This is a genomic window from Neisseria sp. HMSC070A01 (assembly GCF_001810165.1).
Classification (GTDB): domain Bacteria; phylum Pseudomonadota; class Gammaproteobacteria; order Burkholderiales; family Neisseriaceae; genus Neisseria.
On record NZ_KV800119.1, the window covers coordinates 135,288 to 154,148 of the forward strand.

At 50.3% G+C, this 18,861-nt stretch carries 22 protein-coding genes; 12 read left to right on the top strand and 10 right to left on the bottom strand.

Features of this window, described 5'->3' with window-relative positions:
* The first annotated feature begins 109 nt into the window (after window positions 1-109).
* A complete protein-coding gene (locus tag HMPREF2711_RS01875) occupies window positions 110-535 on the top strand; it encodes a DUF4124 domain-containing protein (RefSeq protein WP_003747116.1) in 426 nt (141 codons plus the stop codon).
* Window positions 536-604: 69 nt separating this feature from the next.
* Here the strand turns inward: HMPREF2711_RS01875 and HMPREF2711_RS01880 are convergent, their stop codons facing one another.
* Together HMPREF2711_RS01880 and HMPREF2711_RS01885 are read right to left on the bottom strand one after the other, a co-directional pair.
* Complete coding sequence (locus HMPREF2711_RS01880; protein ID WP_003747117.1) at window positions 605-1,933, bottom strand: anaerobic C4-dicarboxylate transporter family protein; 1,329 nt, start codon at window positions 1,931-1,933, stop codon at window positions 605-607.
* A 224-nt stretch (window positions 1,934-2,157) separates the two neighbouring features.
* On the bottom strand, window positions 2,158-3,732 hold the full coding sequence (locus HMPREF2711_RS01885) for a glycosyltransferase family 2 protein (RefSeq protein WP_003747120.1): 1,575 nt from the start codon (window positions 3,730-3,732) through the stop codon (window positions 2,158-2,160).
* 83 nt (window positions 3,733-3,815) lie between these two features.
* Here HMPREF2711_RS01885 and HMPREF2711_RS01890 point away from each other — a divergent pair, with 83 nt between their 5' ends.
* Window positions 3,816-4,781: a tRNA dihydrouridine synthase gene (locus tag HMPREF2711_RS01890; RefSeq protein ID WP_003747122.1), complete on the top strand. Its 966-nt coding sequence runs from the start codon at window positions 3,816-3,818 to the stop codon at window positions 4,779-4,781.
* Between the two features lie 41 nt (window positions 4,782-4,822).
* Here HMPREF2711_RS01890 and HMPREF2711_RS01895 read toward each other — a convergent pair whose 3' ends face one another.
* From HMPREF2711_RS01895 to HMPREF2711_RS01905, 3 genes are all read right to left on the bottom strand, one after another.
* On the bottom strand, window positions 4,823-5,548 hold the full coding sequence (locus HMPREF2711_RS01895; RefSeq protein WP_003747125.1) for a DUF8095 domain-containing protein: 726 nt from the start codon (window positions 5,546-5,548) through the stop codon (window positions 4,823-4,825).
* A 161-nt stretch (window positions 5,549-5,709) separates the two neighbouring features.
* A complete protein-coding gene (gene dnrN, locus HMPREF2711_RS01900) occupies window positions 5,710-6,183 on the bottom strand; it encodes an iron-sulfur cluster repair protein DnrN (protein ID WP_003747126.1) in 474 nt (157 codons plus the stop codon).
* A 182-nt stretch (window positions 6,184-6,365) separates the two neighbouring features.
* Window positions 6,366-7,298, bottom strand: a complete 933-nt coding sequence (locus HMPREF2711_RS01905) for an AEC family transporter (protein WP_003747128.1) — start codon at window positions 7,296-7,298, stop codon at window positions 6,366-6,368.
* Window positions 7,299-7,476: 178 nt separating this feature from the next.
* On the opposite strand from HMPREF2711_RS01905, the gene HMPREF2711_RS01910 reads away from it, so the two are divergent.
* On the top strand, window positions 7,477-8,232 hold the full coding sequence (locus HMPREF2711_RS01910; protein WP_003747130.1) for a GNAT family N-acetyltransferase: 756 nt from the start codon (window positions 7,477-7,479) through the stop codon (window positions 8,230-8,232).
* A 57-nt stretch (window positions 8,233-8,289) separates the two neighbouring features.
* Window positions 8,290-9,039, top strand: coding sequence for a lysophospholipid acyltransferase family protein (locus HMPREF2711_RS01915; RefSeq protein ID WP_003747133.1), 750 nt, complete (start codon window positions 8,290-8,292; stop codon window positions 9,037-9,039).
* Window positions 9,040-9,092: 53 nt separating this feature from the next.
* Here HMPREF2711_RS01915 and gloA read toward each other — a convergent pair whose 3' ends face one another.
* Window positions 9,093-9,506, bottom strand: a complete 414-nt coding sequence (gloA, locus tag HMPREF2711_RS01920) for a lactoylglutathione lyase (RefSeq protein WP_003685011.1) — start codon at window positions 9,504-9,506, stop codon at window positions 9,093-9,095.
* A gap of 204 nt (window positions 9,507-9,710) precedes the next feature.
* Between gloA and HMPREF2711_RS01925 the strand changes: the two genes are divergently transcribed.
* Both HMPREF2711_RS01925 and HMPREF2711_RS01930 read left to right on the top strand, forming a co-directional pair.
* Window positions 9,711-10,811 (top strand): hypothetical protein, encoded by a 1,101-nt coding sequence (locus HMPREF2711_RS01925; RefSeq protein WP_003747136.1) that lies wholly within the window; start codon window positions 9,711-9,713, stop codon window positions 10,809-10,811.
* Between the two features lie 85 nt (window positions 10,812-10,896).
* Window positions 10,897-11,361: a low molecular weight protein-tyrosine-phosphatase gene (locus HMPREF2711_RS01930; RefSeq protein ID WP_036493856.1), complete on the top strand. Its 465-nt coding sequence runs from the start codon at window positions 10,897-10,899 to the stop codon at window positions 11,359-11,361.
* A 94-nt stretch (window positions 11,362-11,455) separates the two neighbouring features.
* Here HMPREF2711_RS01930 and metW read toward each other — a convergent pair whose 3' ends face one another.
* Window positions 11,456-12,037 carry a methionine biosynthesis protein MetW gene (gene metW, locus HMPREF2711_RS01935; RefSeq protein ID WP_003747140.1) on the bottom strand — a complete coding sequence of 194 codons (582 nt, stop codon included), beginning with the start codon at window positions 12,035-12,037 and terminating at the stop codon, window positions 11,456-11,458.
* Window positions 12,034-13,173 carry a homoserine O-succinyltransferase MetX gene (locus HMPREF2711_RS01940; RefSeq protein WP_003747142.1) on the bottom strand — a complete coding sequence of 380 codons (1,140 nt, stop codon included), beginning with the start codon at window positions 13,171-13,173 and terminating at the stop codon, window positions 12,034-12,036. The genes metW and HMPREF2711_RS01940 overlap by 4 nt, the downstream gene beginning before the upstream one ends.
* Before the next feature lie 116 nt (window positions 13,174-13,289).
* Between HMPREF2711_RS01940 and HMPREF2711_RS01945 the strand changes: the two genes are divergently transcribed.
* A complete protein-coding gene (locus tag HMPREF2711_RS01945) occupies window positions 13,290-13,490 on the top strand; it encodes a protein MIGRI (protein WP_003747144.1) in 201 nt (66 codons plus the stop codon).
* Window positions 13,491-13,558: 68 nt separating this feature from the next.
* Here the strand turns inward: HMPREF2711_RS01945 and nadE are convergent, their stop codons facing one another.
* The gene (gene nadE, locus HMPREF2711_RS01950; protein ID WP_003747146.1) at window positions 13,559-14,347 is read right to left on the bottom strand and encodes an NAD(+) synthase; all 789 of its coding nucleotides are present in this window, start codon (window positions 14,345-14,347) and stop codon (window positions 13,559-13,561) included.
* Window positions 14,348-14,449: 102 nt separating this feature from the next.
* Between nadE and HMPREF2711_RS01955 the strand changes: the two genes are divergently transcribed.
* From HMPREF2711_RS01955 to efp, 3 genes are read left to right on the top strand one after another with little or no spacing between them, the layout of a single operon-like run.
* Window positions 14,450-14,728 (top strand): hypothetical protein, encoded by a 279-nt coding sequence (locus HMPREF2711_RS01955; RefSeq protein ID WP_003747149.1) that lies wholly within the window; start codon window positions 14,450-14,452, stop codon window positions 14,726-14,728.
* 31 nt (window positions 14,729-14,759) lie between these two features.
* Window positions 14,760-15,917, top strand: a complete 1,158-nt coding sequence (gene earP, locus HMPREF2711_RS01960; protein ID WP_003747151.1) for an elongation factor P maturation arginine rhamnosyltransferase EarP — start codon at window positions 14,760-14,762, stop codon at window positions 15,915-15,917.
* Window positions 15,918-15,959: 42 nt separating this feature from the next.
* Entirely contained in the window at window positions 15,960-16,520 is a 561-nt protein-coding gene (gene efp / locus HMPREF2711_RS01965) for an elongation factor P (RefSeq protein WP_003747153.1), read from the top strand.
* 59 nt (window positions 16,521-16,579) lie between these two features.
* Here the strand turns inward: efp and HMPREF2711_RS01970 are convergent, their stop codons facing one another.
* Window positions 16,580-17,179, bottom strand: a complete 600-nt coding sequence (locus HMPREF2711_RS01970; protein ID WP_003747155.1) for an MlaC/ttg2D family ABC transporter substrate-binding protein — start codon at window positions 17,177-17,179, stop codon at window positions 16,580-16,582.
* A 165-nt stretch (window positions 17,180-17,344) separates the two neighbouring features.
* On the opposite strand from HMPREF2711_RS01970, the gene HMPREF2711_RS01975 reads away from it, so the two are divergent.
* Together HMPREF2711_RS01975 and HMPREF2711_RS01980 are read left to right on the top strand one after the other, a co-directional pair.
* Complete coding sequence (locus HMPREF2711_RS01975) at window positions 17,345-17,560, top strand: tautomerase family protein (protein WP_003682441.1); 216 nt, start codon at window positions 17,345-17,347, stop codon at window positions 17,558-17,560.
* 84 nt (window positions 17,561-17,644) lie between these two features.
* On the top strand, window positions 17,645-18,859 hold the full coding sequence (locus HMPREF2711_RS01980; protein ID WP_003747157.1) for a pyridoxal phosphate-dependent aminotransferase: 1,215 nt from the start codon (window positions 17,645-17,647) through the stop codon (window positions 18,857-18,859).
* The last annotated feature ends 2 nt before the right edge of the window (window positions 18,860-18,861 follow it).

Consider the following 18,861-nt stretch of genomic DNA (forward strand, 5'->3'; position numbering starts at 1 on the left):
TAACGTTATTTTTTTACATGATTTGATCTAGCGTACAAAAATATGCCAACGCATTGCAGTTTCAAGTAAAATAAGCCGCATGAGAACATCATTTACATAAGGGAAACCCATGAAATCTTCCGTACTCAAAACCTGTCTGATAGCAGCCCTTCTCTCTTCCGCCGCCCTGACCGGTGCGGCCGAGGTGTACACTTGGAAAGGCGCATCGGGCAACAGCTATTCCGATACGCCAAACCGCCTGCAACCGAAGCGTTCCGGCGTGGTCAACATCCGCACGCACAACGTCAAACCTGCCGTTGCGCCTGCTGCGGCGGCATCTGAGCCGGTTGCCGAGCAACCCAACGAACAGGTTGCGGAACAAAACAAACAAATTGAAGAACGCAATAAAAAAATCGAAGAGCAAAACCGCCAAAACAAGCTGGAAAACTGCAAAATCGCCAAAATCAACCGCCAAGTCGCTGAAAGCGCACGCTTGGCCAATCGCGACAGCCTGATTAAACAATACCAAAACGACGTCAATAAATACTGCAATTAAGTTCTCGAATATCAATATCAAAAAGGCCGTCTGAAATTTAATTTCAGACGGCCTTCATTGTTCAGTCCATCAATAATACAGTTGAACCAACAACAAACCGAAAGCCAGACTAAATGCCATGCTCAACAAGCCCGGAATCATGAAGCTGTGGTTGAAGATGTATTTGCCGATTCTGGTTGAGCCGGTTACGTCAAAGTCGATGGAAGCGATAATCGGACCGTAGTTTGGAATGAAGAAATAACCGTTTACCGCAACAAATGTGCCGATGATGATGGGCGCAGGAATACCCAGTTTGATGGCGATTGGAAACAGTGTCGCCACCGTCGCGCCTTGGCTGTTGACCAAGACCGACAAGACAAACAGGGCGAAGGCAAAGGTCCACGGTGCAGATTCGACCAAATGGCTGACGGTCGATTCCACTTCTGCCAAGTGGCCGTTCATCAAGGTATCGCCCAACCAAGCCACGCCAAACACTGCAATCACGGCACGCATACCGGCGTGGAATACCGAGCCTCGGGTAATCGCATCGCCATTGGGCTTACACGCCAAAATAATCAGCGCAGAAGCAGACAACATCACAATTTCAATCGTATGCGCCATGCCCATAGGCTTGATCGCGCCATCGTGTTCAAAAGCCGGACGCAACTCAGGCAGCGCACCCATCACAACCACCAGCAATGCCGCAGTCAAGAAAATACCGACCGACAATTTGGCTTTCGGCGAAATGGTGACATCGGTTTTTTGCTCCTCCACATCGATGTATTCTTTCACATAGTTCGGGTCTTTCAACAAAGCCTGATAATGCGGATCGTCTTTCAATTCTTTGCCCAGTTTGTTTACGAACACGCAAGCCAAACCAATACCCAAAATCGTGGATGGAACGGTAACTTTCAACACATCCGCCATCGTGATGTGTTGCGGCTCAAGCATGGAGACGCAGGCAACAACGGCAGCGGCAATCGGGCTGGCGACAATCGCAAATTGGGAAGCGATAACCGCCATTGTCAAAGGACGGGAAGGACGGATGCCATTGCGGCGGCTGACCTCGGCAATCACGGGTAAGACCGAGTAAGCCACATGGCCCGTACCTGCCAACACGGTGAAGGTGTACGTTACCGCCGGCGCGATAAAAGTGATGTATTTCGGATTGCGGTGCAACACGCGCGTGGCAATTTTAATCATATAGTCCAAACCGCCGCTGGCCTGCATGGCCGCTGCGGCAGACACTACCGCCATAATCATCAGCATAACATCAATCGGCGGGCTGGTCGGCTGAAGATGGAAACCAAAAGACAATACGGCCAAGCCGATACCGCCGAGCACGCCCAAACCAATACCGCCAACCTGCGCACCAATCAGGATACACAGCAGCACAACGGCAAACTGGATAAAAAACATAGTTGACATCACAACTCCCAAAATCCGGCCTTCGCCGAAATAAAATTACAAACGGTTGGATTATAGAGTAAACCCTCTTCCCTAACCATACTTTACCTAATTATACATACTGATCCACATCAAATAAATAATATTCTCATTTAACTAATAGACTCATCAAAAGCACAAAAAAAGCCGTCTGAAGATTTTCAGACGGCCTCTATGATTCAGATGAAATGATAAGGCTATTTTCCGGCTACTTCTTCATCTTTTATAAAATCTGATACGCCATGAACACAGCGGATTTTGCGTTCTGACAAGGTTGCCTCCAACAAAGCATCGTTTTGCGGCAAGGAATCGCGTTCCGCCTCATTGTGCCAGAGGTGGTACGCAATACCGGCAAATTTCAAATTATGGCGTTTCATCCCATTATGATAGCAACGGGCGACAAATTCGCTGTCTTCCCTGCCCCAACCGACAAAGCTATTGTCAAACCCGTTGACGGCCAGCGCATCGCTGCGGAAAAAGCCCATATTGCAGGTTTTGATGCCTTTGTGTTTGCGGTTGCCTTTGCGGCCTGCCAATTTGGCCAAACAACGGCAGCGCAGGGCGGAAAGCCGTTTTTCTATTCCCGAGCTAAACATAGACAAGGCAGGCAAATCGCCTTCATCCAAAATATCCTGCGTTTTATCCTCAGTCAAAATCACGCGGGAACCCTGTATCAGACGGCCTTTGCGGGCAATCTTCAAATGATCGGCGATAAAAGACGGATCCAAAACCATATCGCCGTCAATCAACACAATATAATCGCCTTTCGCCTGCGCCAGCGCACGGTTGCGCGATTCGGCGGCACGAAAGCCTCTATCCGGCTGCCATGAATGCTTGACCGGAATACTTGCCCTGCGGCGGATAAAATCAACCACTTCGGCGGTTTCCTGCCTTGAGCCGTCATCCGCGACAATAATCTCATCCGGCAGACGGGTTTGCGATAAAGCCGATTTCAACACCAGCTCCAGAGCATCGGGACGATTGTAGGTAGTGATGATGAGGGAGACAGTTATCGTGCGGTTGCGCTCGTAGAGTTTGACATATTTGTAATACGAACCTTGCGCGTTGGACACCGAAATCGTCAGCCCGTCCGCCCCATAGGCAAAACCGCGTTTGAGCAGGTAATTTTTCACAAACGATACGCCGCCATGCAGCAAAGCCTTAAACGGCGAACTGTCTTTCTTAAAGCGGTTTTCTTCCGCATACAGCGAGCTGTACTGCTGCATTTTTTGAATCAGCCCTTCGGCGTTTTCAAAAGAATAATGTTTCAGACGGCCATCAAGTTGTTTAACCTTGGCTTCCTGTGGCAACACCAAAGACTCATGCACCTGACGGTCGGAAAAACGGGTAAATCTGCGATGGTAAAGGCGCGGAATAATATCCGGATACCAGCCGCAGCCTTTGATCAAGCGGCCGTGGTAATGGTTCAGACGGGAAAGCGAAAAAATATGTTCCTTCTCATTTTCCAAAACGGCCGCACGAATGGCTTCAATTAAAGCCTCATCCGCCACTTCATCGCTGTCTATGCTGAAAATCCAATCGTTTTGCGCCAGCCTGGCCGCCAGATTTTTCATCGGGCCAAACCCGATAAACTCATGCTTGTAATAGCTGACATTGGGAAAGCCCTTGGCAATTTCAAAAGTACGGTCGGTCGAGCCGTTGTCCAACAGCAGGACTTCGTCAAAGTCTTTCAGCGCACTCAAAACTTCTGAAAGATAACGTTCTGAATTTTTTACCAACATGGCGGCGGTTGCCGGAATTGTGTGCATCATAAAAAGGCCGTCTGAAAAAGGAAGCTGTATTTTAACCGATATACCGCTACAATATGTCCTCCTTTTTTCAGACGGCCTGACTCATGCAGCTTATTCTTGCCCCCATGCAGGGGCTGGTGGACGATGTGATGCGCGATCTGTTGACACGCATCGGCGGATTTGACGAATGCGTCAGCGAATTTGTCCGCATTACGCACACGGTCCACTCACGCGCCACTTGGCTTAAATATGTTCCCGAAATCGCCCATGCCAACCGCACGCCGGCCGGCACGCCCTGTACTGTCCAGCTTTTGGGCAGCGATGCGGAAAACATGGCCGTCAATGCTTTGGAAGCCGTGCGTTTCGGCGCGGACAAAATCGACCTCAACTTCGGCTGCCCCGCGCCGACGGTCAACAAACACAAAGGCGGCGCGGTCTTGCTCAAAGAGCCCGACTTGATTTACCACATCGTCCGCACCCTGCGCCAACGCCTGCCGCAACACATTCCGCTGACTGCCAAGATGCGGCTCGGTTATGAAGACAAAAGTCTGGCATTGGAATGCGCCTCCGCGATTGAAAATGGCGGCGCATGCGCGTTAACCGTCCACGCGCGCACCAAGGTCGAAGGCTACGAGCCGCCGGCACATTGGGAATGGGTGCGCAAAATCCGCGATGCAGTCAGTATTCCCGTTACCGCCAACGGCGATGTGTTCAGCCTTCAGGACTATCTCGACATTAAAACCGTCAGCGGCTGCGACAGCGTGATGCTCGGGCGCGGCGCGGTTATCCGTCCAGACTTGGCGCGGCAAATCAAGCAATATGAAAACGGCGAAACAGTGAAAGACACCGACTTTGCCGAAGTCTCCTCATGGATAGTCCAGTTCTTCGACTTATGCCTTGCCAAAGAGGCCAACAACAAATATCCGGTTGCCCGTTTGAAACAATGGCTGGGCATGATGAAAAAAGAGTTTGAACAGGCGCAGGTATTGTTCGACCGTATCCGCGCCATCAAAGAAGCGGATGAAGTAAAACAGATTCTGCTGTCGTTCGAGCAAGAGATGCATTCATGATTCAAAAAGGCCGTCTGAATTTCAGACGGCCTTTAATATGATTACTGACAAATATAATCAGCCAACAGTCTGCCTTTTTCCGCACTGGCTGCATTGGCCATATTCACATGCCTGGTCTCAGGGCCATTCTTGGATTTCAGGGCTTCGCCATATTTTCTGGCAAACTCTTTATTGGCACTGGTCACCCTTGACGCGGTAGAATCCAATATGAACTCGTCCCGCAGATATTTGCCTTGCGCCGTAATAATCAAGATATTTTCAAGCGAAGGATAATCCGGAAAATTGACATAGTTGGTAACCAGCTTGTAGGAAACGCCTTTGCCGTGTTTCATATCCTGACAGATGCCGTTAGGCGCGGTAAAGACAGCATGGCCGATCCGGCCGCGTCCGAAATCGTAAAAATCGATTCTCTTCGCAGAAGCCAACAGTTCTCTATCGTTGCCGTCATTGATATTTAATGACTTGCCGTTTACCAAAAACAGGGTGGGCAACAAGGGGTTGCCATGAGAGGCTTCCAAATTATATGCTTCGCCCAACAGCTTGCCCTGACGATACACCGTCAAGACAGGCTTTTTCAGACCATTTTCCGGATTGCCGGTTTTCTTAAAAGAAATCTTCTGAACCACATTGCCAAATTCATAATAAGGTCGCGACTGCACACCTGTTTTCGTATCCTGCAGGGCGCTCCAGCTACCGTCCGTCGCTTGGGCGCATGCAGTCACGGCAGCAAACAGAATACCCGATAGTAAAACTTTAGAATGTTTCATTCATAAACTCCTTCTCAAGTAAACAAAAAAACGGATGTGTGCCTTTACTGCTTATTTTTGTTTCTTTCTTTATTAAAATTTTAGAACTATTGTACTAACTTAGCAAGGGATTAAAGAACAGGCCGTCTGAACATTCAGACGGCCTTGATTAACATCAATTCTTAAGAAGCCAAAACGCGGGGGAACAAAATCTCATTTTCCAAATGGATGTGGTCTTTCAAATCGTCCACCATCTCTTTGGCCAATGCGTACAAACGGGCCCAGCTGCCGCAAGCGCCTTCAGGAAGCTCAAAATTATTGGTCAATTCTTCCAAACGCGCGATGGCCTGATCGTGGTCTTCGTGTTCATGCATCATCACGCTGATGGGCATGGCCGCGCCGCGACCCACACCCTGATTAATCATCGGGAACAACATGCGCTCCTCTTTCATCATGTGCATCAACAGCTCGTTTTGCATATAGGCCAACAAATCAGGTACTTTGGCAGGAAAAGTGTCGGCATGAACCTGCGCCACTTTTTGCGCCAGCGGAACCAACTCTTCAAACTGGGCACGGTGGACATTGTGGTAACGCTGCAGGATATGGTCGATGGTAGAATTGAAAGGTGCGGTTTCCCAAACGGTAAAGTCGGTCATGGCTGTGTTCCTTTAAAGATTGATATTGGATGAATGTTAGGCATAAGGATACACGCTGCTTGCGGCTTTGTATAGTTTTTTAATTGCTTAATTAATTGATAATAAAAGTTATTTTCAAAATTAAAATGCCAAACAGGCCGTCTGAAACATAAAGTCAAAGTTTCAGACGGCCTGCCCTTTTCTTAAATAATCCAACGATATAAGGCAATCATTACCGGCATGGTTACCACACAAAGCAAGGTCGTCAACCCATAAATGGCACTGGCTTTTTGGGCATTTTTGCCGTAAACAACCGCCATTTGGGTAACTGTCGAAGCGGCAGGCGAAGTCGTTGCCAAAAAGCTGATTAACACAACCGTATCCGCATGCGCATCATGATGGGCAAAACCGCAGGCTTTAACGGCGAAAAGCAATAATACCGGAATCAAAATCAGCCTTAAAAAAGCAACGAGATAAAGCCTCGACGTCCACACAATCGAACGCAACGGCAAAGAGGCCAGCAGCATACCCGCCACCAACATGGCAACCGGGCCAATCATACTGCCCACCGTCGCCAAAGTATTATCGACAATGTGCGGCAGCTTGATTTGAAAGGCAAACATCAGCAGCCCGACCAACATGGATAAGATGTTGATATTGGTGAAAATGGTTTTCCAAGCCACATTGCCGCGACCGCAAATCAACAGGCGCAGATGCGTCCAAAACAAAAACGTCTGCACCAAGATAAAACCGGTGGTGTAAATCACCCATTCCGGCCCGAAGACCGACATTACCAAAGGAATAATCAGGTTGCCCGAATTGCTGTACACCGTCGCCGCGTGTTCGAGCGCATCGAGTTTGAACAAGTGTTTAAACACCCTGCCCAAAACAATCAGCACTATATGAAAAAACACCGCCAGCATAACGGAAAGCTTCAGCCCTTCGATAATCTGCGGCGCATTGTCCATCTGAAAAGCATGAATCATGACGGACGGGCTAATTAAATAAAGCGCAATGACGGAGAGCGTGTAGCTGTTTTCCGATTTCAACAGCCCGGCCTTCACCAAAGCCACGCCCATCAAAACAATCAGCGTCAGCTCGGTAATTTTTCCGGCAAGCAGAAAAGAGGTTTCCATAACAAAAAAAGCGGCAAAAACGTTGATTTTACGCTTCTACCGCTTGGCATGCCAAATTCAGACGGCCTGAAGCCTTTTTCCAACAACCCGACATAATTTGCCCTACCGCAAAGCAAACCAATATAAATCTGTCCGTATATCCGCTATAATCAGCCATTTTCTTTAAACAGGAAACATCATGTCCCCCAGCCGTTTCAATCAAACGGGCCCAAAAATCGGCCTGAGCGTACGCCTTGCAGAAACCCAAGCTGAAATCGAAGCCGCCCAAAGATTGCGCTATCAGGTTTTTGCCCAAGAATTGGGTGCGGAAATCGAAAGCAATGACGGCCGCGATGTCGATCCTTATGATGAGCATTGCCACCACCTGCTCGCGTTTGACGATGCAACCGGCGAAGTTATCGGCTGCTACCGCCTAATTACCGAAGAAACCGCAAAAAAAGTCGGCGGCTGGTACAGCGAGCATGAATTCGACCTTGAGCCTTTGAAAGACATCCTACCGCAAACCGTCGAACTCGGCCGCGCCTGCACCCACCCGGACTACCGCAACGGCGGCTTGGTCATGCTGTTGTGGACCGGCTTGGTCAAATTCATGAAAGACGAAAACCTGCGCTTTATGATTGGTTGCGGCAGTATCGAAATGCGCGACGGCGGCAGCGATGCGGCCGGCCTGTATCATGCCTTGAAAGGCAAATACCTTGCTCCGGAACAATGGCGCGTCAAACCGCTCAACCCGCTCAAATGGGACAACATCACGCCGTCTGAAAACCCGCCCGTGCCCGCACTGATCAAAGGCTATCTCAAAGCAGGCGCGTGGTTTTGCGGCGAACCTTGTGTCGATGAAGCGTTCAACTGCGCGGATGTGCTGATCATGATGGACATCAGCCATCTTTCCGACCGCTACTTGCAGCGTTTCGCCCCTAAAACCGAGTCATAATAAAAGGCCGTCTGAAACTTCAGACGGCCTGCCTCATCTTTTATAAAAACACACACAATGACCGCCAAAATCCGTTTTATCTTCCGCCTCCTTTGCATTGCCGGCTGCCTTTTGTACGGCATGGCCGAAATGTTTTTTCTGTTTCCCTTTTACAGCAGCAAACGCAAACTGCGTGCGATCCAATTATGGTCGCTGCGCGTGCTCGCTTCCTGCGGCATGAAACTGCAAACTTTCGGCACGCCGCCGCAAGAAGGCCGCGGCCAAATGCTTATCAGCAACCATATTTCATGGTTGGACATTATGGCGGTCAACGGCGCTTTCCCCGGCCGTTTCGTGGCTAAAGACGATGTGGCCAAATGGCCTGTGGTCGGTTATCTTGCCACGCAAGCGCAAACGGTTTATGTCTCGCGCAACCGCGGCATCAAAGGCAACTCCGCCAAAATCGCCGGCGTGACCGAAGCGCTGAAAAACGGCGATACCGTCACCATTTTCCCCGAAGGCACCAGTACCGAAGGCCGTGAAATCCTGCCGTTCAAACCCAGCTTTTTTCAGACGGCCTACGATGCAGGCGTACCGATTATTCCGGCACTCTGCCGCTATCCGAATCCGGACGGCAGCAGCCCCAATCCGCACACTGCCTACTACGGCGACATCAGCCTCTGGCAATCTATCTGCATGGTCATCAGCCAGCCTTCCAGCACGGTCGAGCTGCATTTCCTTGATCCGATTGAAGCGGGAGAAGACCGCTACGCTACCGCACTTCAAGTACACGCCCTGTTGAGCGAAAAGCAAAAACAGTTGGGCTGATCAAACAAAAGGCCGTCTGAATATTCAGACGGCCTTTTCCATTATCTTATGCCTTAAGATGAATATTGCACCGAATCGCTACCGCTTTTCTTTTGAATAAATTCGATTTTGTAGCCGTCCGGATCTTCGACAAACGCAATCACAGTCGTACCGTGTTTCATCGGACCGGCTTCGCGTACCACTTTGCCGCCCATTTCTTTGACACGTTCGCACGCGGCGTAAGCATCATCGACTTCAATCGCGATGTGGCCATAAGCATCGCCCAAGTCGTAAGACTCGGTATCCCAGTTGTGGGTCAGTTCCAAAACAGTATGGTCCGCCTCATCGCCATAACCGACAAAAGCCAAAGTAAAACGGCCTTCAGGATAATCGCGGCGGCGCAGCAATTGCATGTTCAATACGTTTTGATAAAAATCCAAAGAGCGTTCGAGATTGCCGACACGCAGCATAGTATGAAGCAAGCGCATGATTTTGTTCCTTTCTGAATTATGTTTGGTCATGAATTATAACACATCGGGCACCATCCTCTTCAGCCTCAAAATACCGACACTGAAACTGCATAAAAATGAAGCGTACACCCTGCCGTCATTTGAATTTCATGTATTAACAAGCACACCGACTGACTAAATTGCTATAATCGCCACACTTACAACACAACACTTCAAACCGCCATGAAAACCTTTGTTCTTCCCGATACCCGCCCTTATCCGCAAAGCCCTATCAAAAACCACCTTCTGCTCAATGCCTATCAGCTGGCGCACAACTCCTCCTCCGCATCACGCAAGCTTTCGGCCGGCCAACTGCAAACCGAAATCCGCACCATGCTCAGCCAAAACCATTACATCAACCTTTCATTGGCAATGACCATGGCGCCCGATGTCGGCACTTACACCAGCCTGATTCAAAGCGTGGGCGAAGTCCTGAAGGCAGAAAACGATAACGAAGCCCAATGGTTTGCCCTGCCTGTCGTTTTGGTTGCCGGTTGCAAAAAAGAACAAACCCTGCCGCTTACGCTGCCTACCGAAGCCCTCTTCGCCTGCCTGCAAAACTACCCCAACCTGCGCGCCCTCACGCAAAACACACAATGGCTGCCTTACCTCGTCCAATCTACCGACTTGAGCAGCGTTACCCCGGGCGAATGGTTCCAAGCCAAACAAAACGATGAAGCGGCAGGCGCATTCCTGCAAAAATTCGAATACAAACCATTGACGCTGCCCGAAGGTCAATCCGTCCATGTTGTTTACGCGCTGGGCTACGGCGATAAAAGCATTCAGACAGCCTTGGGCCTCAACCTGCAACAGGCAGGCCTGCCGCTGATGCAGGTTTGGCAAGAGCATCTCGCCCTCGACGGCGTTACCCTCTTTACCAACCCGCTCTCGCCCAATACGCCGCTTGACGCGCTGACTGAAGGCAGCCATACCCGCCAACGCATGGCCATGGACGTTTTTGCCACCAACGCCATCCGCGCCATCCGTATGCAAAGCCCGCGCGTCGGCGTTGTTGCCGCAGCCAAGGCGGACGGCAAGCTCCAGTTCAGCTTCAACGCGACCGACAGCGCGTTTGAAATCGTTCCGCAGACCTTCACTTGGGAGCTGGCCTCAACCGACAATATCGCCATCGTGCTGCAAAACTTCCTCGACCTGATGGCCGAATGCCGCATCGAGCACCTCTACCTGCTGCACAACCCACTGGGCGAAAACGAAAACATCCCTACTTATGCCCAAGCGTTGAAACTGGAAGGCCACAATCCTTTCTTCAGCAATGTAAACTAAATTGAAAATGCAACACGCAAGGCCGTCTGAAAACGGTTCAGCGCGTTGCATTGAATTTCAAACCTTACCGCTCATTTTCACAAACATGAAAACCCACAAAATCCTTTTCGTCTGCCTCGGCAACATCTGCCGCTCCCCCATGGCCGAATACGTCCTGCGCCACCGCGCCCGCGAAGCAGGCATGGGCAATGCCGTCATCACAGCCAGCGCAGGCACATCAGGTTGGCACGACGGCGAAAACATGCACGAAGGTACGCGCCGCGTGCTCAAACAACACGGCATCGACCCGTCAGGCTTTACCAGCAGCAAAATCAAACCCAGCGATGCCGAACATTTCGACTACATCATCGTGATGGACGACAACAACCTCAGAGAAACCGAAAAACAGCTCGGCTTCCACCCCGGTAAAATCTTCAAACTGACCGACCTTATCCCCGATTCAGGCTACAACCACGTTCCCGATCCGTGGTACACAGGCGACTTTGACGAAACCTACCGTCTGGTCGATGCCGGCAGTTTGGCCTTGTTGGAAAAATTGAAACAGGCTTAAACCGGCTGGAACAATAAAAGGCCGTCTGAACAGGTATCCGCAAAAGCCATGCTTTCGTGATGACCTGTTCAGACGGCCTTTATTAATCACCGCATCAACCCACGCGGTAAAACGCCAGGCTGCCCAATAAGTTCGGCAGATGTTTGACCTGCCGGTTGCCCGTCATGACCGCACGCTCAAGTACGCGGATTTTGTTTTTGGCACACAGCAAATCAAAGTCTTTGAGGGTACACCAATGGATATTGGGCGTATCGTACCAATGATACGGCATCCGCTCGGAAACCGGCATATGGCCGCCGATGGCGATTTGAAAGCGGTTGCGCCAGTAGCCGAAGTTAGGGAAACTGACAATAGCCTGTTTGGCCACGCGCATCAGGCAGCGCAGGATTTTTTCCGTGTTCTGCATGGCTTGAATGGTTTGGCTCAAGACAATCACATCAAAGCTTTGATCGCCAAACGCCGCCAAACCCTCTTCCAAGTCGGCCTGAATAACATTTACACCGCGGGTCATGGCGGCAATCACGCTGTCGGTATCGATTTCGATGCCGTAACCGGCGCAGTTTTTATGCGCCACCAGCGCGGCCAGCAGCTCGCCGTCGCCGCAACCTAAATCGAGTACGCGGCTGCCTTCGGGTATCCAATCGTAAATGAGTTGCAAATCGTCGCGCAGATTCATTGTTGGCAGTCCTTGTAAACGTTGTTCATGTAAGCGGTAACCGCGCGGATATAGGCTTCGTCTTCCATCAAGAAGGCATCATGGCCGTGATTGGATTTAACTTCGATGTACTGCACGGATTTTTGCGCGGCGATTAATGCCTTGACCAATTCATGCGAACGTTGCGGCGAGAAGCGCCAGTCGGTGCTGAAGCTGGCAACGAAGAATTTGGCCTGCACATTTTCCACGGCGCGCGTGAGGTTGTGGCCGTAATCGGCGGCCGGGTCGAAGTAGTCGAGCGCCTTGGTCATCAGCAGATAAGTGTTGGCATCAAAACGGCCGACAAACTTGTCGCCTTGATAGCGCAGATAAGATTCCACTTCAAATTCAACGCCGTAGCCGTACTGATAGCCGTCTGATTTTAAAATGCGGCCGAATTTTTTACCCAAACCGTCTTCGGCAAGATAGGTAATGTGCCCCATCATACGCGCGATACGCAAACCGCGTGAAGGAACGGTATGATGGCTGCGGTAATTACCTTCGTGGAAATCGGGATCGGTCAAAATGGCCTGACGGGCAACATCGTTAAACGCGATGTTTTGGGTGGAAAGTTTAGGTGCGGAAGCGATAACGAGCGCGTGGGCAACGCGTTCGGGCAAAGAAATCGTCCATTGCAATGCCTGCATGCCGCCCAAGCTGCCGCCGACAACGGCCGCCCATTTTTGGATGCCGAGATAATCGGCAAGCATGGCTTGGGACTTCACCCAGTCTTTGACGGTTACAACCGGGAAATCCGCACCATATTCGCGGCCGGTTTCAGGATTCTCGGACAAAGGGCCGGTGCTGCCGTCGCAGCCGCCCAAGTTGTTCAAACCGACCACAAAAAAGCGTTCGGTATCGATGGGTTTGCCGGGGCCGACCATATTGTCCCACCAACCGGCGTATTTATCCTCCGCACTGTGCTTGCCGGCAACATGATGATTGCCTGATAAGGCGTGACAGATAAGGACGGCATTGCTTTTGTCGGCATTGAGTGTGCCGTAGGTTTCAATCATCAGGTCGAAACGAGGTAAGGTTTTGCCGTTTTCCAGAGCAAGCGGTGTGTCAAACGGAATTTTCCGGGGCGTTACAATGCCCACTGAGGCATTTGTTGTCATTTGTAATTTCCAAGTGATGCGGCAAAAGGGGTATTATAACGTTTCGTTTTTGTTTTGTGCATGAGGCTTCAGACGGCCTGCCCTAATTAGAGGCAATATTTTTGGGAGGATATGGAATGATAGGCAGGCTTTTGCGATTCTTTTTCTTTTGCGCCATCGCGGCATTGATTGTGAACCGTCTGTTCAGCCGCCAACAAAAGCGCACCATTCGGGAAATCGCCAAAATCAGCGCGTGGGTATTGCTGGGGGCGGCCGCGGCTACACTGTTTTGGTATCTAATGATGCTGTTTTTCAAGCATATTCCTAATTCTTATTGAAATAAAATATAAAAGGCCGTCTGAAAACCTTAATCCAGCGTTTTCAGACGGCCTTTTGATATTCAAACTTAAAACAATTCTTCCGGAATCTTGCAAACCGGAATCGGATTGACTTTGTGCTGCATGGCTTTGTGCAACCGGGTATAGATTGCTAAAACTTCGCGCTGTCTGCCTTCAAAATCTTCAGGCTTGTGGCTGCCGTACACGCTCATCGCCCATTCGAGTTCGGGATAAGATGCACCCATTTGCTCTTCATCGGTACGCTCGGTATCCCAAAGTCCGTCTGTCGGTACGGCTTTTTGAATGTCTTCCGATACGTCCAGCTCGGCAGCCAACGCGTACACTTGAGTCTTGGTCAAATCGGCAATCGGGCTGATGTCCACGCCGCCGTCGCCGTATTTGGTGAAGAAACCGACGCCGAAATCTTCAATTTTATTGCCCGTCCCGGCCACCAGCAAACCATGCAGCTGACCGTAATAATAAAGCGTCGTCATGCGCAGGCGGCTGCGTGCATTGGCCAGTGCCAGCTGTTTGTTGGGAAATTCGGTTTCGCTGACGTCAACGGTATCGGCAAACGTATCGAACGCCGGAGTCAAATCAACGCTTTGCGCTTTTACGTTAGGATAACGCTGTTTCAGACGGCCCATGTGTTCTTGCGCGCGGTTAACTTGGTCGGATTTCTGACGAATCGGCATTTCCAACAACAAAACCGACAAACCGGTTTGCGCGGCAAGGGTGGAAACCACGGCAGAATCGATGCCGCCGGATACGCCGACGACAAAACCTTTGGCACGCGCCTGCTCGGCGTAATCTTTGAGCCATTGAACGATATGGCGGATGATGGCTTGGGTTTGCATAGGGATAAATGTTCGCTTCAAATAAACCGAATGATAGCCTGATTTGCACTTACCTGAAAGACGACAGGGTATAATGTTTCTTTTATTTCTTGCACACACACCATGTCCAAACCCATTCTTTTGCGCTGGCTCGCCGTCTGCCTGATTCCGCTCGCCACCCTTTTGTGGTTTGCCCTCAACCCGCCCGAAGACAAAACGCAACACCTCATCAACGGCATTATCCTTGCCTGCGAAGCCACGTTCCTATTTAAATTCGTCCTCTTTGACGTCATCAAACACCACCTCAAACAAGAGCCTGAATTGAAACGGCAAAGCATATGGATGTTTATTCCGATTGTTTTGCTGATTGTTTATTTGTTCCACTATTTCGGCGCATTCTGATGTTTTCAGACGGCCTTGGGCATATTTTTCCATGAACACTCCCCTACCTTATACCTGCTGGATTTTCTGCAACGTCATCGACAACTTCGGTGACATCGGCGTTTCATGGCGGCTGGCGCGTATTTTGCAACGCGAACTCGGCTGGCAAGTGCATTTATGGACAGACGATTTCCCGTCCCTTCAAGCACTTTGCCCTGATTTGGCCTCGATTCCCAATATCCATCAAAGTATCGGCATTCACGCGTGGCAAGCCGACCATGCCGAAGATACTGATACCGCCCCTACTCCCGACATCGTCATCGAAACCTTCGCCTGCGAACTGCCCGACAACGTTCAATCCATCATCCGCCGACACCGACCGCTTTGGCTCAACTGGGAATACCTCAGCGCGGAAGACAGCAACGAGAGGCTGCACTTAATGCCCTCACTCCAAGCAGGCGGCATACAGAAATATTTTTGGTTTATGGGTTTCAGCGAAAAAAGCGGCGGCCTGCTGCGCGAACGCGATTACGCCGAATCTGCCCGCTTTGATACGGAAACCTTACGCCGACAACTCAAACTTCCCGCAAAAAACGCGCCCGAATGGCTGCTTTTCGGCTATCAAAGCGATATTTGGGCAAAATGGCTGACCATGTGGCAACAGTCTGACCAACCCATTACCTTGCTGCTTGCAGGTACGCAAATCATCGCCAGCCTGAAAAACAGCGGCCTAGTGCCGCAAAACGCCCTGCTTGAAGACGGCGATGTGTATCAGAGCGGACACGTTACCCTAATCAAAATCCCTTTCGTTGCCCAACAAGATTTCGACAAACTGCTCAACCTTGCCGACGGCGCCGTCATACGCGGCGAAGACAGCTTTATTCGCGCCCAGCTCGCTGGAAAACCTTTCTTTTGGCACATCTACCCGCAAGAAGAAAATATCCATCTCGACAAGCTGCACGCGTTTTGGGACAAAGCGCATCAGGTTTATCCGGATGTTGTCGCCACGGCACACCGCCTCCTTTCCGACGAACTCAACAACGGCGAAGCACTCAGCGACAACCAACGCCTGCAGGCATGGCAAACCTTGACGGCACATCAAAACGAATGGCGCCAAAGCGCGGCAAAATGGCGGGACGGACTTTTTGCCCAAAAAAGTGCCGTCGAAAAACTTGCCGCCTTTATTTCAAAGCACAAAAAAATACGCTAAAATAGCGCGTTTTATTACAACCGATTTGATTGGAAAACCACAATGAAAACAGCACAAGAACTGCGCGCCGGCAACGTATTCATGGTCGGCAACGATCCTATGGTCGTTCAAAAAACCGAATACATCAAAGGCGGCCGCTCTTCCGCCAAAGTCAGCATGAAACTGAAAAACCTGCTGACCGGTGCCGCTACTGAAACCATTTACAAAGCCGACGACAAATTCGACGTCGTGATCCTGTCCCGCAAAAACTGTACTTACAGCTACTTTGCCGACCCAATGTACGTCTTCATGGACGAAGAATTCAACCAATACGAAATCGAAGCCGACAACATCGGCGATGCGTTGAAATTCATCGTTGACGGCATGGAAGACGTATGCGAAGTCACTTTCTACGAAGGCAACCCAATCTCCGTAGAATTGCCTACCATCATCGTTCGCGAAGTCGAATACACCGAGCCTGCCGTTAAAGGCGATACCTCCGGCAAAGTGATGAAAACCGCGCGTCTGGTCGGCGGCACTGAAATCCAAGTGATGTCTTACATCGAAAACGGCGACAAAGTCGAAATCGATACCCGTACCGGCGAATTCCGCAAACGTGCTTAATCAGCCCGTAACACAAAAAGGCCGTCTGGATATTCAGACGGCCTTTTTATCAATCTGCCTTATTGTTTCTTCAATCCCTTGGCAGCGACAGTCGCAATCGTACCGTCAATGCCTTTGCTCTTAATCAGCTCGCCAAATTGGTTGCGGTATACCGTTACCAAGCTGGTACCGTCCACGCGGATGTTGTAAATCTTATACACGCCGCCGCTTTGGTAAAGTTGGTAAGCCACTTCATACTTCGTACCTTTTTTGGTTTGAATTTCTGAGAAAACGTCAAACTTATTGCCGTTTGCCGTCATCTTTGGCAACAGGCGCACATTTGCATCCGCCGCACCAATTAACGCGGAATGCGAGTACATCGCAATGACCATGTCTTTGAATGCACGGATAAAATCGGTTTTCTGCTTGGCAGAAAATTCACGCCATGGCGCACCGACCGCCAAAGCCGAAATACGCTCATAATCCAAATAACGGTTGGCATACTGCTCAACCTGTTTCACACGTTGCGCCTCTGTCAAAGACGTATTGCGTGCGATTTTCAACACGGCATCAATGTTCTGCTGCATCTGCTTTTGCGCCGGATGCGTTTCCGCCGCCACATAAGGCGCGGCAATCACCATCGGAGCAGCCACAATCAAAGTTTGGAGAAAACGGTTCATAACGATATCCATACAAAATAAAACTGCATTGTAAAAACAATCCATTCCAAAAAACTTAATTCTTTGTAAAAGCAGGCATGATCAATGAAAAATCCTGCAATTAAATTTCAGACGGCCTAATAAAAATAAGATAACATGTGAACGCTATTTTAAAAGGAAAAAGCCATGCCCTACGTCAATATCAAAGTAACCGGCGGCAGCGAAGCCCCGAGTGCAGAGCAAAAAGCCGAATTAATCCGCGGCGTCACCGAATTACTCTCACGCGTTCTCAACAAAAACCCTGAGACAACCGTCGTCGTCATCGACGAAATCGATATGGACAACTGGGGCATAGGCGGCAAAAGCGTGACGGTTCGCCGTGCCGAAGCGCGCAATAAGTAAGCCTTGGCCGTCTGAAGCCCTTTTAATTTACCCGCAAAAAGAGTACATTTATCCCATTGTTAACAATTTTACGGAACACACATCATGGAGAAATTCCCCAAATCATCCAAACTGGACCACGTTTGCTACGACATCCGCGGCCCGGTTCACAAAAAAGCCCTGCAACTGGAAGAAGAAGGCAACAAAATCCTCAAGCTCAATATCGGCAATCCGGCTCCGTTCGGCTTTGAAGCGCCTGACGAAATCTTGGTTGACGTCATCCGCAACCTGCCGACTTCACAAGGCTATTGCGACTCCAAAGGCCTTTATTCCGCACGCAAAGCCATCGTCCACTACTACCAAACCAAAGGACTGCTCGACGTTACCGTCAACGACGTTTACATCGGCAACGGCGTCTCCGAATTGATTACCATGTCCATGCAGGCGCTGCTCAACGACGGCGACGAAATCCTGATTCCCGCACCGGACTATCCTTTGTGGACCGCCGCCGCAACACTGGCAGGCGGCACCGTCCGCCATTATCTATGCGACGAAGAAAATAACTGGTTCCCCAACCTGGCCGACATGGAAGCCAAAATTACGCCTAAAACCAAAGCCATCGTCGTCATCAACCCCAACAACCCGACAGGCGCGGTGTACAGCAAAGAAATCCTGCTCGAAATCGCCGAATTGGCACGCAAACACGGCCTGATTATTTTTGCCGACGAAATTTACGACAAAATCCTCTACGACGACGCAGTACACCACCATATCGCCGCGCTTGCCCCCGACCTCCTGACCGTGACATTCAACGGCCTCTCGAAAGCCTACCGCGTTGCCGGATTCCGTCAAGGCTGGATGATACTCAACGGCCCGAAACATCATGCAAAAGGCTATATCGAAGGCTTGGACATGCTCTCGTCTATGCGCCTTTGTGCCACCACACCCATGCAACACGCCATTCAGACGGCCTTAGGCGGATACCAAAGCATCAACGAATTCCTCCTCCCAGGCGGCCGCCTGCTCGAGCAACGCAACAAAGCATGGGAACTGGTCAACCAGATTCCGGGCATATCCTGCGTCAAACCCATGGGTGCATTGTATATGTTCCCCAAAATCGATACCGAAATGTACAGCATCCACGACGACATGAAATTCATCTACGACTTACTCGTACGTGAAAAAGTCCTGTTCGTCCAAGGCACAGGCTTCAACTGGATACGCCCCGACCACTTCCGTATCGTTACCCTGCCGCCCGTTCATCAAATTGAAGAGGCCATGGGCAAACTCGAACGCTTCCTGCAAAACTACCGTCAATAAAC